General features: G+C 74.7%; 12 protein-coding genes. 6 read left to right on the top strand and 6 right to left on the bottom strand.

Annotated elements, in window-relative coordinates:
- Positions 1-22: 22 nt before the first annotated feature.
- From FN207_RS19815 to FN207_RS19825, 3 genes are read right to left on the bottom strand one after another with little or no spacing between them, the layout of a single operon-like run.
- Positions 23-1,045, bottom strand: a complete 1,023-nt coding sequence (locus FN207_RS19815) for an ABC transporter permease (RefSeq protein ID WP_221888299.1) — start codon at positions 1,043-1,045, stop codon at positions 23-25.
- Positions 1,035-2,114, bottom strand: a complete 1,080-nt coding sequence (locus FN207_RS19820) for an ABC transporter permease (protein WP_221888300.1) — start codon at positions 2,112-2,114, stop codon at positions 1,035-1,037. Before FN207_RS19820 ends, FN207_RS19815 begins: the two co-directional genes overlap by 11 nt.
- A complete protein-coding gene (locus tag FN207_RS19825; protein ID WP_221888301.1) occupies positions 2,111-3,655 on the bottom strand; it encodes a sugar ABC transporter ATP-binding protein in 1,545 nt (514 codons plus the stop codon). The genes FN207_RS19820 and FN207_RS19825 overlap by 4 nt, the downstream gene beginning before the upstream one ends.
- A gap of 187 nt (positions 3,656-3,842) precedes the next feature.
- On the opposite strand from FN207_RS19825, the gene FN207_RS19830 reads away from it, so the two are divergent.
- Genes FN207_RS19830 through FN207_RS19845 form a run of 4 tightly spaced genes read left to right on the top strand, consistent with a single transcriptional unit; the run spans position 3,843 to position 7,789 of the window.
- Positions 3,843-4,874, top strand: a complete 1,032-nt coding sequence (locus FN207_RS19830) for a LacI family DNA-binding transcriptional regulator (protein ID WP_199505211.1) — start codon at positions 3,843-3,845, stop codon at positions 4,872-4,874.
- Positions 4,871-5,644 (top strand): (Fe-S)-binding protein, encoded by a 774-nt coding sequence (locus FN207_RS19835; protein ID WP_142460178.1) that lies wholly within the window; start codon positions 4,871-4,873, stop codon positions 5,642-5,644. The genes FN207_RS19830 and FN207_RS19835 overlap by 4 nt, the downstream gene beginning before the upstream one ends.
- A gap of 10 nt (positions 5,645-5,654) precedes the next feature.
- On the top strand, positions 5,655-7,172 hold the full coding sequence (locus FN207_RS19840) for a LutB/LldF family L-lactate oxidation iron-sulfur protein (RefSeq protein ID WP_142460179.1): 1,518 nt from the start codon (positions 5,655-5,657) through the stop codon (positions 7,170-7,172).
- Positions 7,169-7,789, top strand: a complete 621-nt coding sequence (locus FN207_RS19845; protein ID WP_142460180.1) for a LutC/YkgG family protein — start codon at positions 7,169-7,171, stop codon at positions 7,787-7,789. Before FN207_RS19840 ends, FN207_RS19845 begins: the two co-directional genes overlap by 4 nt.
- A 74-nt stretch (positions 7,790-7,863) precedes the next feature.
- On the opposite strand, the gene FN207_RS19850 is transcribed toward FN207_RS19845, so the two are convergent.
- The 3 genes from FN207_RS19850 to FN207_RS19860 all read right to left on the bottom strand — a co-directional run bounded on the left by FN207_RS19850 (position 7,864) and on the right by FN207_RS19860 (position 10,480).
- Entirely contained in the window at positions 7,864-8,217 is a 354-nt protein-coding gene (locus tag FN207_RS19850) for a thioredoxin family protein (RefSeq protein WP_142460181.1), read from the bottom strand.
- 94 nt (positions 8,218-8,311) lie between these two features.
- Complete coding sequence (locus tag FN207_RS19855) at positions 8,312-9,664, bottom strand: MFS transporter (RefSeq protein ID WP_142460182.1); 1,353 nt, start codon at positions 9,662-9,664, stop codon at positions 8,312-8,314.
- A 162-nt stretch (positions 9,665-9,826) separates the two neighbouring features.
- On the bottom strand, positions 9,827-10,480 hold the full coding sequence (locus FN207_RS19860; protein WP_221888302.1) for a TetR/AcrR family transcriptional regulator: 654 nt from the start codon (positions 10,478-10,480) through the stop codon (positions 9,827-9,829).
- A 158-nt stretch (positions 10,481-10,638) separates the two neighbouring features.
- On the opposite strand from FN207_RS19860, the gene FN207_RS19865 reads away from it, so the two are divergent.
- Both FN207_RS19865 and FN207_RS19870 read left to right on the top strand, forming a co-directional pair.
- Positions 10,639-11,529, top strand: coding sequence for a shikimate dehydrogenase (locus tag FN207_RS19865; protein ID WP_142460183.1), 891 nt, complete (start codon positions 10,639-10,641; stop codon positions 11,527-11,529).
- Positions 11,519-13,381, top strand: coding sequence for a bifunctional sugar phosphate isomerase/epimerase/4-hydroxyphenylpyruvate dioxygenase family protein (locus FN207_RS19870; protein ID WP_142460184.1), 1,863 nt, complete (start codon positions 11,519-11,521; stop codon positions 13,379-13,381). The genes FN207_RS19865 and FN207_RS19870 overlap by 11 nt, the downstream gene beginning before the upstream one ends.

Consider the following 13,381-nt stretch of genomic DNA (forward strand, 5'->3'; position numbering starts at 1 on the left):
ACGGGGTGGTGCGGTGGTGCGGTCAGGAGGCCGGTCTGCGGCGGGCCAGGCGGCGCTTGACCCGCGCGGTCACCTGCGGGGCGACGACGGCGGTGATCAGCAGGACGCCGGTGACGATGTTGAGGACGTCGGAGGGGACGTTGACCAGCTGCAGGGCGTTGCGGACCGAGGCCAGCAGCAGCGCGCCGGCCATGACGCCGAGCAGGCCGCCGCTGCCGCCGAAGATCGACACCCCGCCGAGCAGGATCGCCGCGACCACCTGCAGCTCCAGGCCGGTGGCGTTGTCGGCGCGGGCGCTGCCGTAGCGGAGCGTCCAGTAGACGCCGCCGAGCGCGGCGACCACGCCCGTGGCGACGAACAGCCACAGCTTGGTGCGGGCGACGTCGATGCCGCTGAACCGGGCGGCGTCCTCGCTGTTGCCCATGGCGTACAGCGACCGGCCGATCGGGGTGGCGTGCAGGACGACCGCGGTGATCGCGATCAGCACCAGCAGCGGGACGACGACGGTCGGGATGCCGGTGGAGCCGATCGAGCTGATCGCCCACGTCGTCCAGGCGCGCGGGAAGTCGGCCACCGCCTGGTCGCCGAGGACGACGAAGGCCAGCCCGCGGTAGAGCGCGAGCGTGCCGATCGTGACCGCCAGCGAGGGCAGCCCGAGCGTGGTGACGAGGAAGCCGTTGACCGCGCCGAGCACCGCGCCGAGGACGAGCACCAGCGGGACGATCGCCTCCAGCGGCAGGCCGGCGATCCACAGCTGCCCCATCACCGCGCTCGAGAGCCCGACGGTGCTGGCCACCGACAGGTCGATCTCGCCGGTGACCACCACGAGCGTCAGCGGCAGCGCGATGAGCGCGATGACGACGACGTCGAGCAGCAGGAAGCCGGCGTTGCGGGTGGAGGCGAAGCCCGGGACGGTCACCGCGGCGACGAGGAGGAACAGCACGAGGAACGTGGTGATGACGCTGCCCGAGGGCAGGGTCAGGCCGCGGCGGGCGGGCGCGGCCGGCGCCGGGGCGGCCGGCGCGGGGGCGGTCTCAACGGTCACTGCGGGCGTTCCTCCCCCGGAGGCGGGCGGCCAGGCGCAGCTGCAGCGCCCGGTCCAGTGCGATGGCGGCGAGGATCAGCGCGCCGACGGCGGCGTCCCGCCAGAACGGGTCCAGGCCCAGTTGGGGCAGCGCGGTGCCGATCGTGGTGAGCAGCAGCGCGCCGAGGGCGGCGCCGTAGACCGAGCCGCTGCCGCCGAAGATGGCGACCCCGCCGACGACGCAGGCGGCCACGACGAACAGCTCCTGGCCGGTGCCGGCGGTGGTGTCCAGCGTCTGGAAGCGGGCGGCGTAGAGGACGCCGGCCAGCCCGGCGAGGGCCCCGTTGACGACGAAGGCGGTGAGCACCCGCTTGCCGACCGGGATGCCCGACAGCCGCGCGGCCTCCGGCGCCGAGCCGATGCCGTAGAGCTCGCGGCCGCTGCGGAAGGTCCGCAGGTAGTAGCCGACGACCACCACGACCACGACGGCGACGAGGAACAGCACCGGGACGCCGAGCAGCCGCGCGGTGCCGAGGGACTTGAACCCGCTCGGCAGGTCGGCGGCGTTGATCTGCAGCCGGTCGGCGCTGGAGGCCCACAGCGAGTCCAGCCCGCGGAAGGCGTACAGCGTGCCGAGGGTGACCACCAGCGATGGCACCCCGGCGGTGGCGACGATCGCGCCGTTGATGAGGCCGCACGCCGCGCCGACGGCCATCCCGGCGAGCACGGCCACCACCAGCGGCAGGTCCGGTGCGACCACCAGCAGCGTGCCGGTGGCGTAGGCCGACAGGCCGAGCACCGACCCGACGGACAGGTCGACGTTGCGGGTGATGATCACCATCGTCTGGCCGGCGGCCAGCACGGTGAGGATCGCCGCCGACAGCAGCAGGTCGCGGACGTTCTGCCCCGACAGGAACCGCGGGTTGGCGATGACGGTGACGACGACCAGCAGCACCAGCGCGGCCAGGATGCCGAGCTCGCGGGCGACGACCAGGCGCTGCACCAGCGCGGCGCCGCGGCGACCGGTGCGCTCGGGCGCAGCCAGCTCCTCGGGCAGCGGCGCGGGCGTCTTGGTGAGGGGCGCGCTCACCGGGACACCCCCGCGGCGGCCTGGCCGGTCGCGGCCAGCATCACGCTGTCCTCGTCGGCACGGGCGCGGGGGATGTCGTCGACGAGGCGGCCCTCGGAGACGACGAGGACGCGGTCGGCCATGCCGAGGACCTCCGGCAGCTCGCTGGACACCATGACGACGGCGAGGCCCTCGGCCGCCAGCTGCGACATCAGCCGGTGCACCTCGGACTTGGTGCCGACGTCGATGCCGCGGGTGGGCTCGTCGACGATCAGCACCGTCGGCTCGGTCGACAGCCACTTGGCCAGGACGACCTTCTGCTGGTTGCCGCCCGAGAGCGTGGACACCGGGTCGCTGAGCCGCCCGGCCTTGACCTGCAGCCGCTTCGACCACTCGGCGGCCGACGCCCGCTCGGCGCGCGAGCTGAGCAGCCCACCCCTCGCCAGCTTCCAGCGGCGGGTGAGCGTGGCGTTCCGCTCGACCGACAGCTCCATGACCAGCCCCTGCTGGCGGCGGTCCTCGGGGACGAGCGCGATGCCGGCGGCCATGGCCGCGGCGGGGTCGCCCTTCCGCAGCGCCTTCCCGGAGACGCGGACCGAGCCGGCGTCGTAGGGGTCGATCCCGAAGACGGCGCGGACGATCTCGCTGCGCCCGGCGCCGACCAGCCCGGCCAGCGCGACGATCTCGCCGGCCCGCACGTCGAAGGAGACGTCGGAGAAGACGCCGCGGCGGGTCAGGCCGCGCACCTCGAGCACGACCTCGCCGGGCTCGACGTCGGTCTTGGGGAACAGCGAGGAGACCTCGCGGCCGACCATCCGGCGGACCACCTGGTCGACGGTCAGGTCGCGGGCGAGGTCGGTGGAGACCCACTGCCCGTCGCGCATGACGGTGATCCGGTCGCAGAGGTCGAACACCTCGTCGAAGCGGTGGGAGATGAACAGCACCGCGGCACCGGAGGCGCGCAGCGACCGGGCGACGGCGAACAGCCGCTCCACCTCGACGCCGGACAGCGCCGCGGTGGGCTCGTCCATGACCAGCACCCGGGCGTCGAACGACAGCGCCTTGGCGATCTCGACCATCTGCTGGTCGGCGATCGACAGGCCGCGCGCCGGGCGGTCGGGGTCCAGCGCCACGCCGAGCCGCTCGAACAGCGCCCGGCAGCGCTCGGCGAGGCCGCGGCGGTCGATGCGGCGCCCCGAGAGCAGCGGCTGGCGGCCCATGAAGATGTTCTCCGCGACCGACAGGTCGGGGAACAGCGTGGGCTCCTGGTAGATGACCGCGATGCCGGCGGCCCGCGCGGCGGCCGGGTCGGCCAGCGTCACCGGCTGCCCGTCGAGCAGCACGCGGCCGGTGTCGGGGCCGTGCACGCCGGCGAGGATCTTCACCAGGGTCGACTTGCCGGCGCCGTTCTCGCCGACCAGCGCGTGGGCCTCCCCCGCGCGCAGCTCGAGCTGCGCGCCGCGCAGCGCGGCGACCGCGCCGAAGCTCTTGCCGACGTCCTCGAGGGCGAGCACGACCTGCCCTGTCGCCGGCGGCGCCGCTGGCGCCGGGGCGTGGTCCACGACGACCACCTCCGTTGTGAAACGATTCAGACGAGCTGTGGCGCAGACCATAGGGTCAGGTTTCGAGACGTGTCAACCGCCGGTTTCTGGCTCGCCACCGGGGTTTGACACGTTTCAGTCCACGGGCGACCATCGGTCTGCGACGGTGTCCCCCGTCACCACCTGCGCACCTGACGAGGAGGACGCCGTGCCCGCGAGCATCCGCGACGTCGCCGAGCACGCCGGCGTCTCGGTCGGGACGGTGAGCAACGTCCTCAACCGCCCCGAGGTGGTCAGCGGGCCGACCCGCGAGCGGGTCCTCGACGCCATCGCCGCCCTCGGCTTCGTCCGCAACGAGTCCGCCCGCCACCTGCGCGCCGGGCACAGCCGCACGATCGGGCTGGTCGTCCTCGACATCGCCAACCCGTTCTTCACCGACGTCGCCCGCGGCGTGGACGACGTCGTCGACCCGGCCGGCCTCGCGGTGATCCTGTGCAACTCCGACGACCGCCCGGAGAAGGAGTCCGCCCACCTCGACGTGCTGGCCGAGCAGCGGGTGCAGGGCGTGCTCATCACCCCCACCGCGGAGCTCTCGCCGCACCTGGACTCGCTGCGCCGTCGCGGGATCCCGGTCGTGCTGGTCGACCGGCGCGCGCCCGGGCCCGACCAGTGCGCCGTCGCCGTCGACGACGTCCTCGGGGGCCGGCTGGCCGCCGAGCACCTGCTCGAGCGCGGGCACCGGCGGATCGCGTTCATCGGCGGCGCCTCGGGGCTGCCGCAGGTGCAGGAGCGGCACGCCGGCGTCGCCGCCGCCGTCCGGGAGGCCACCGGGGACGACGACGCGCTGCTGGTCCTCTCCCCCGAGCACCTCACCGTCGCCGGCGGACGCGAGGCCGCGGCGCGCATCGTCGGCCTGCCCGCCGCCCGCCGGCCCACCGCCGCGGTGTGCGCCAACGACCTGCTGGCCCTCGGCGTGCTGCAGGAGATGGTCCGCCAGGGCGTGCGGGTGCCCGACGACTTCGCGATCGTCGGCTACGACGACATCGACTTCGCCGCGGCCGCCGCGGTGCCGCTGACCTCGGTGCGCAAGCCGCGCGCGGCGCTGGGGTCACGCGCCGCCGAGCTGCTCCTCGACGAGGCGCGCGGCGAGGGGCACGTGCACGTGCAGGAGGTCTTCGAGCCCACCCTGGTCGTGCGGGAGTCGAGCATGGTGTTCCGCGACAGGGAGGGGGCCCGATGAGGGTCGCGCTGTTCGCCACCTGCCTGGTGGACACGATGGTGCCGCAGGTCGCCCGGGCGACGGCGACGCTGCTGGAACGGCTGGGCCACGAGGTGGTCGTGCCGCCGACGCAGGCCTGCTGCGGGCAGATGCACGTCAACACCGGCTACCGGCGCGAGGCGGTGCCGATCGTCGCCAACCACGTGCGCGCCTTCACCGGCGCCGAGGCGGTCGTGGCCCCGTCGGGCTCGTGCGTCGCCTCGATCCACCACCAGCAGGCGATGGTCGCCCGCCGCGCCGGGGAGCACGCGCTCGCCGACGAGGCCGAGGCGCTGGCCGCCCGCACCTACGAGCTGTCGCAGTTCCTCGTCGACGTCCTCGGGGTGGTCGACGTCGGCGCCTACTACCCGCACCGGGTCACCTACCACCCGACCTGCCACTCGCTGCGCCTGCTGCGGGTCGGCGACCGGCCGCTGCAGCTGCTGCGCGCCGTCCGCGGCCTGGACCTCGTCGAGCTGCCGGGCGCGGAGTCCTGCTGCGGCTTCGGCGGCACCTTCGCGGTCAAGAACGCCGACACCTCGACGGCGATGCTCACCGACAAGATGGCCAACGTGCTCTCCACGCACGCCGAGGTGTGCACCGCCGGCGACTCCTCCTGCCTGATGCACATCGGCGGCGGGCTGTCGCGGCTGCGCTCGGGCACGCGCACGGTCCACCTGGCCGAGATCCTCGCCTCGACGGAGGAGCACATGTCCCCCACCCAGACCACCGCCCCCGCGGTCCCGGCCTGAGGCGGCAGATATGGCCATTTCTGCCGCTTCCTCCGACCCGACGCCGCTGGCTCCGGGCGCGCCACGCTCCGGGACGACGTTCCTCGGCCTGCCGACCGCACCCCGGGGCGTGGGCCACCTGCGCGGCACGCAGTCCTTCCCCGACGCCGCCCGCACCGCGCTGCGCGACGGCCAGCTGCGCGCCAACCTCGGCCGCGCCACGACGACGATCCGCGGCAAGCGCGCCGCCGTCGTGGCCGAGGTGCCGCACTGGGAGCAGCTGCGCCAGGCCGGGAAGGCGCTCAAGGCCGCGACCATGGCCCGCCTCGACGAGCACCTCGAGGAGCTCGAGCGGCAGGTCACCGCGCGCGGCGGCACCGTGCACTGGGCGCGCGACGCCACCGAGGCCAACCGCATCGTCACCGGGCTGGTCCGGGCCACCGGCAGCGACGAGGTGGTCAAGGTCAAGTCGATGGCCACCCAGGAGATCGGCCTCAACGAGGCGCTCGAGGCGGCCGGCATCGAGGCGATCGAGACCGACCTCGCCGAGCTGATCGTCCAGCTGGGCGAGGACTCCCCCAGCCACATCCTCGTGCCGGCCATCCACAAGAACCGCTCGGAGATCCGCGAGATCTTCAGCCGCACGATTCCCGGCGTCGACCCGGGGCTCACCGACGAGCCGCGCCAGCTGGCGATGGCCGCCCGCACCCACCTGCGGGAGCGGTTCCTGTGCGCGCGGGTCGCCGTCAGCGGGGCCAACTTCGCCGTCGCCGAGACCGGCACGCTCGCCGTGGTCGAGAGCGAGGGCAACGGCCGGATGTGCCTGACGCTGCCCCAGACGCTCATCACGGTCATGGGCATCGAGAAGGTCGTGCCGCGCTGGGAGGACCTCGGCGTCTTCCTGCAGCTGCTCCCCCGCTCCTCCACCGGCGAGCGGATGAACCCCTACACCTCGCTGTGGGCCGGCGTGACCCCCGGCGACGGGCCGCAGGACTTCCACCTGGTGCTGCTCGACAACGGCCGGACGGCGGTGCTCGCCGACGAGGTGGGCCGCGAGGCGCTGCACTGCATCCGCTGCTCGGCCTGCCTCAACGTCTGCCCGGTGTACGAGCGCGCCGGCGGGCACGCCTACGGCTCGGTCTACCCCGGCCCGATCGGCGCGGTGCTGTCCCCGCAGCTCACCGGCGTCGAGGACAACGCCTCGCTGCCGTACGCGTCGTCGCTGTGCGGGGCCTGCTACGACGTCTGCCCGGTGGCCATCGACATCCCCTCGATCCTCGTGCACCTGCGCGCCGAGCACGTGGAGGCGCAGACGCGGCCCACCGCCGAGGCGGTCGCCTTCCGCGGACTGTCGCGGGTGATGAGCAACCCGCGGCTGTGGCACCTCGCCCAGCGCGCGGCCGGGCTCGGCCGGTTCCTCGCCCGCGGCAGGCCGACGCTCCCCGCCGCGCTGCCGCCGCCGGCCAGCGCCTGGACCCGCACCCGCGACCTGCCCACCCCGCCCGGGAGGTCGTTCGTGCAGCAGTGGACGGAGGAGCACCGGTCGTGAGTGCACGCGAGGAGGTGCTCGGCCGCATCCGCACGGCGCTCGGTGAGCACCGTCCGGTCGTGGACGTCCCGCCGGTCCCGGGGCCGCGCTCGCTCGCCCCCGCCGAGCTGCTCGACCTGCTCGCCGAGCGCGTCGAGGACTACCGCGCCACGGTGCTGCGCTGCGCGCCCGACGAGGTGCCCGCGAGCGTCGTCCGCGGCCTGGACCTGGCGCTGGGTGAGGGCTGGGCGCCCGCCGACGTCGTCGTCGCCCCCGGGGTGCCGGCCGCCTGGCGGCCGTCGGGGTCTCCGGAGGACGACGGCCGTCCCGCGGTGGAGCTCGCCGCCTTCGCCGCGACCCTGACCGGCGTGGCGACGGCGATCGCCGAGACCGGCACCCTCGTCCTCGACGGCTCGCCGCTGTCGGGCCGCCGGGCGCTGTCGCTGCTGCCGGACGTGCTGGTGTGCGTGGTCGAGGCCGCGCAGGTGGTCCCCGACGTGCCCGACGCGCTGGGCCGGCTCGACCCGGTCGCGCCGCTCACGATGGTCAGCGGCCCGTCGGCGACGTCGGACATCGAGCTGCAGCGCGTCGAGGGCGTGCACGGACCGCGGACCCTGGTCGTCGTCCTCGCCGGCTGACCGCCCGCCTCCTGTCGACCTGCGGTCGTCTCAGGTGCTCCGGAGACCGCCGCAGGTCGACACCCGGCGGCGGGTCACAGCGGCTCGGGGTACTGGGCGACCACCGCGGCCATGTCGAGCGCGCGGACGGTGGCGACCAGCAGGTCGACGGAGTCCTCCGGCAACCAGCCGGGCTCGGCGAACACCAGCACGCCGTCGCGGTAGACCATCAGCGTCGGCGTCGAGCGCACCCCGAGCTCGGCGGCCAGCGCCTGCTCCGCCTCGGCGTCGACGGCGGCGAACACCAGGTCCGGGTGCCGCGCCGCGACGGCGTCGAGCACCGCGCTGAACGCCCGGCTCGAGCCCGACAGCGAGGAGCGGACGTCGACCAGCACGATCCCCGGGACCGACACCGTCGCCCGGAAGCCGGCCGCGTCGAGCGTCCGCATGCGCACCTCCCCGTCCGCCGACCAGTGTGGCGCGGATGGGGGCGCACCGCGGGCCCCGGCCGGGTCGGCCGGGGCCCGCGGTGGGTGCTGCCCGTCAGGCGCGGGTGAGCGACTCCTCGCGCGCCGGCGGCACGGCCGCCTCCCCGAGCCGCGCCAGCGGCACGTGCGCGGTCTCGCGCGCGGTGAGGGCGCACAGCCCCGCCACGGTGGCCGCGCCGGCCGTCAGGATCGCGACCGGCACCCAGCCGCCGCTGCCGTCACCGGCGATCGCCGTGGCGATGGCCGGCGAGAAGCCGCCCAGCGCGAAGCCGACCTGCGTGCCGATGGCCATGCCCGAGTAGCGCACCCGCGTGCTGAACATCTCGCCGTAGAAGGACGGCCAGATGCCGTTGGCCGCCGAGTACACGATGCCGAACAGCACGATGCCGAAGACGACGACCAGCGGGCCGTTCCCCTGCTGCAGCGCCCAGAGGAACGGGAAGGCCAGCACGGCCGAGCCCAGCGCGCCGAACGCGAACACCGGACGGCGACCGATCCGGTCGGACAGCCGTGCCCAGAGCGGCAGCGCGCCGAGCGCGACGACGTTGGCGAGGATGACCATCCACAGCAGGGTCGAGCGCTCCATGCCGACCTCCTGCGTGCCGTGCGCCAGCGCCCAGGTGCTGACGATCGTGCTGATCACCGAGACCAGCGCGCACAGCACGACGCGGACCACCGCGGCCCAGTGGTCGCGGAACAGGACGGCCACCGGCAGCTTCGCGACGTCGTCGTGCTGCTCGACCCGCTCGAACTCCTCGGCCTCGGGCAGCGAGCGGCGCACCCAGTAGCCGACGGCGACGACGATCGCGGACAGGAAGAACGGGATCCGCCAGCCCCAGCTGAGCAACTGGTCCTCCGGCAGCAGCGCCACCAGCAGGAAGACGACGTTGGCGAGGATCAGGCCGGCCTGCGTGCCCGACAGCGTGAAGCTGGTGAAGAAGCCGCGCCGGCCCTCGGGGGCGTGCTCGAGCGTGAGGGAGTTGGCGCCGCTCTGCTCGCCGGCGGCCGACAGGCCCTGCAGCACGCGCAGCACCACCAGCAGGATCGGCGCGGCGACGCCGATCGAGGCGTAGGACGGCAGCGCGCCGATGAGGAACGTCGAGACGCCCATCAGCAGCAGGGTGAGCACCAGCATCTTCTTGCGCCCGACCCGGTCGCCGAAGTGGCCGATGACCACCGCGCCGATCGGACGGGCCACGTAGGCGACACCGAAGGTGGCCAGGGAGAGCAGCGTGCCGGTGGCGGCCTCGGTGTCGGGGAAGAAGACGTCCGGGAAGACGAGCCCGGCGGCCGCGCCGTAGATGAAGAAGTCGTAGTACTCGAGCATGCTCCCGACGAAGCTGGCCAGGGCGGCCTTGCGGGGCACGGGCTCGGTCGAGGGGCCACCGTGGGCGGTGGTCGTGGACATCGGCGTCTCCAGGGTGCGGGCGGCAGGGACCTCGTCGTGCCGGGGCTCGGCTGGGCGTCCCGACGGCGACCAGCGGCTTATGTACCAACTGGTTACGTACCAGATGGTGAGGTGATCGCCGTCACGCTGTCAAGCCGAGGGGTCAGGTGGGCGGGCGCCGCGTCAGTGCGCGGTGAGGAAGTCGACGACGAGGTCGCCGAGCAGCCGCCGCTGGTGGTCGCGGCGGGCGGGGTCGAGCATGTCGCGGCCGAAGATCGCGCCGAAGGTGTGCCGGTTGGCGGTGCGGAAGACGCAGAACGCGCTGATCACCTGGTGCACGTCGAGGGCGTCGACGTCCTCGCGGAACACCCCGGCGTCCCAGCCGCGCTCGAGGATCCGGCCCAGGACGTCCAGTGCCGGGTTGGCCAGCCGGGTCAGCACCTCGGAGCGGGCGATGTGCTCGGCCCGGTGGATGTTCTCGATGCTCACCAGCCGGATGAAGTCCGGGTGCGCCTCGTGGTGGTCGAAGGTCAGGCCCGCGAGCTCGCGGATGGCCTCGACGGGGTCGAGGTGCTCGACGTCGACCTGCTGCTCCAGGCCCCGGATGCGGCTGTAGGCCTGTTCCAGGACGGCGACGTAGAGCTGCTCCTTGCCGCCGAAGTAGTAGTAGATCATCCGCTTGGTGGTGCTCAGCTTGTCGGCGATCTCGTTGATCCGGGCGCCGGCGTAGCCGCGGTCGGCGAACTCCGCGGTGGCCACGCTGAGGATCTCGGCGCGCGTCCGGTCGGCGTCCCGCGTCCGTTCCGTCCCCCCGCCCACCGGGCCCCCCTCGCTCACCCCGGCAGCCTAGGTCGCCGCGCCGCACGGGGCCGCGGACGTGCACTCCGCGGTGGCGGCGGCGCGGTGTCCCGGCTCACCCTGAGGGCTGGCGGCCGGTCGCCGGATGTGGTCCCCTGAGGACAACTCACCGGTTGGTACATAGTTGGGGGCAGTCCATGGCGTCCGCCGAGCGGAGCTTCCTCGTCGGCCTGGTCGGCACGGGCATCGGCCCGTCGCTCACCCCGCCGATGCACGAACGGGAGGCCGGCGCCCTCGGCCTGCGCTACCTCTACCGCCGCCTCGACCTCGACCGGATGCACCGCCCGGCGACGGCGATCGGCGAGGTGCTGGCGGCGACCCGCCTGGCCGGGTTCGACGGGCTCAACGTCACGCACCCGTGCAAGCAGCTGGTCATCCCGCACCTCGACGAGCTCTCCCCCGACGCCGAGGCGCTCGGCGCCGTCAACACCGTCGTGCTGCGCGACGGCCGCGCGGTCGGGCACAACACCGACTGGTCCGGCTTCGCGCGGGCGTTCGACCGCGGCCTGCCCGAGGCCGGGCTCGACGACGTCGTCCTGCTGGGTGCCGGCGGTGCCGGCGCCGCCGTCGCGCACGCGCTGCTCACCCTCGGCGCCCGCCGGCTGACCGTCCTCGACGTCGACGGGCAGCGCGCGGCGGGGCTGGCGGGCGCGCTGCACGGGCGCTTCGGCGGCGACCGCGTCACCGGCGGCGGGCTGCCCGGGCTCGAGCAGGCGCTCGCAGGGGCCGACGGTCTGGTGCACGCCACCCCCACCGGCATGGCCGCCCACCCGGGGCTCCCCCTGCCGGCCGAGCTGCTGCGGCCGGAGCTGTGGGTGGCCGACATCGTCTACCGCCCGCTGGACACCGAACTGGTCCGCACCGCCCGCGCGCTGGGGTGCCGGGTCCTCGACGGCGGCGGCATGGCCGTGTTCCAGGCCGTCGACGCGTTCCGGCTGTTCACCGGCGTGGAGCCCGACGCCGAGCGGATGCTGGCCCACTTCGCCGAGCTCGTCGCCGACCCGGGGCCCGACGTCCGTGTCCGCTGAGCCGTTCCGACGGTCGGTCGCCACCGTCTGCCTGTCCGGGACGCTCGAGGACAAGCTGGCCGCCGCCTCGGCAGCCGGCTTCCACGGCATCGAGGTCTTCGAGCCCGACCTCGTCGCCTCGCCGTGGTCGCCGGCCGAGCTGGCCGCCCGTTGCGCCGACCTCGGCCTGTCGATCGACCTCTACCAGCCCTTCCGCGACCTCGACTCGACCGACCCCGCCCGGTTCGCCCGCAACCTGCGCCGCGCCGAGGCCAAGTTCGACGTCATGGCGGCACTCGGCACCGACACCGTCCTGGTCTGCTCGTCGGTCGCGCCCGACGCCGTCGACGACCCCGACCTGCTGGCCGAGCAGCTGGCCACCGCCGCGGCCCGCGCCGGCGAGCGCGGCCTGCGCATCGCCTACGAGGCGCTCGCCTGGGGCCGGCACGTCTCCACCTGGGAGGCGTCCTGGGACGCCGTCCGCCGCGCCGGCTCCCCCGCCCTGGGCCTGTGCCTCGACAGCTTCCACGTGCTCTCCCGCGGCGGGGACCCGGCGGGGTTTGCCGCCGTCCCCGGCGAGAAGCTGTTCTTCCTGCAGCTGGCCGACGCCCCGCGGCTGGAGATGGACGTCCTGCAGTGGAGCCGCCACCACCGGCTCTTCCCCGGCCAGGGCGCGTTCGACCTGCCGCGCTTCGTGGCCTGCGTGCTCGCCGCCGGCTACACCGGGCCGCTGTCGCTGGAGGTCTTCAACGACGTCTACCGGCAGGCCGACCCGGCGCGGACGGCGGTCGACGCCATGCGGTCGCTGCAGTGGCTCGAGGAGGCCCTCGCGCTGCGCCGCCCCGATGCCGGTCTCCCGCTGCCCCCGGCGGCGCCCGCACTGACCGGCTGGTCGTTCACCGAGCTCGCCGTCGACGGCGTCTCCGGACCCGTCCTGGGCGGCGTGCTGGACGCGCTCGGCTTCACACACACCGGCCAGCACCGGTCCAAGCCCGTGCAGCTGTGGGAACAGGGCCGCGCGCGGGTGCTGCTCAACGCGTCGGTGGTCCGGCCGACGGGACCGGGTGTGGCGTCGGTGGCCGCGCTCGGCCTGGAGAGCAGCGACCCGCCGGGCTCGGCCGCACGTGCCGAGGCGATGAGCGCGCCGGTCCTCCCCCGCACCCGCGGCACGGCCGAGGCGGAGCTGTCCGCCGTCGCCGCGCCCGACGGCACGCAGGTCTTCTTCACCCGCACCGGTCCCGACGGCTGGCCGGCCGACTTCCTCCCCACCGGCCGGACGGCCGGCCCCGGCGCCGGCATCACCGGCATCGACCACGTCGGACTCACCCAGCCCTTCGACGCCTTCGACGAGGCCGGGCTGTTCTACCGGGCGGTGCTCGGGCTCGACCCGCAGGAGGTGACCGAGCTGGCCGCGCCCTTCGGCCTCGTGCGCACCCGCGCGGTGACCGGGCCGGACCGCGCGGTGCGGCTGACGCTGTCGGTGTCGGCGCTGCGCCGCGGCGGGTGGGCGCCCGGCGTCCCCGAGCCGCAGTACGTGGCGCTGGCCACCGACCACCTGGTGGCCACCGCCCGCGCGCTGCGGGCGGCGGGGGCACCCCTGCTGCCGATCCCGGCCAACTACGCCGACGACCTCGAGGCCCGCCACGACCTGCCCGCCGACCTGCTGGCCGCGATCCGCGAGCACGGGCTCATGTACGAGGAGGACGCACGCGGCGGGTACCTGCACCTGGCCACCGACGTCCTCGGCGACCGCGTCTTCTTCGAGGTGGTGCAGCGCCTCGGCGGCAACGACGGTTACGGCACCACCGACGCGCCGGTGCGGATGGCCGCGCACCGACGCCGCCGCCAGGCACTCCCGGCCGCGGAGGGATGA

This window comes from Geodermatophilus aquaeductus (assembly GCF_900182545.1).
GTDB lineage: Bacteria > Actinomycetota > Actinomycetes > Mycobacteriales > Geodermatophilaceae > Geodermatophilus > Geodermatophilus aquaeductus.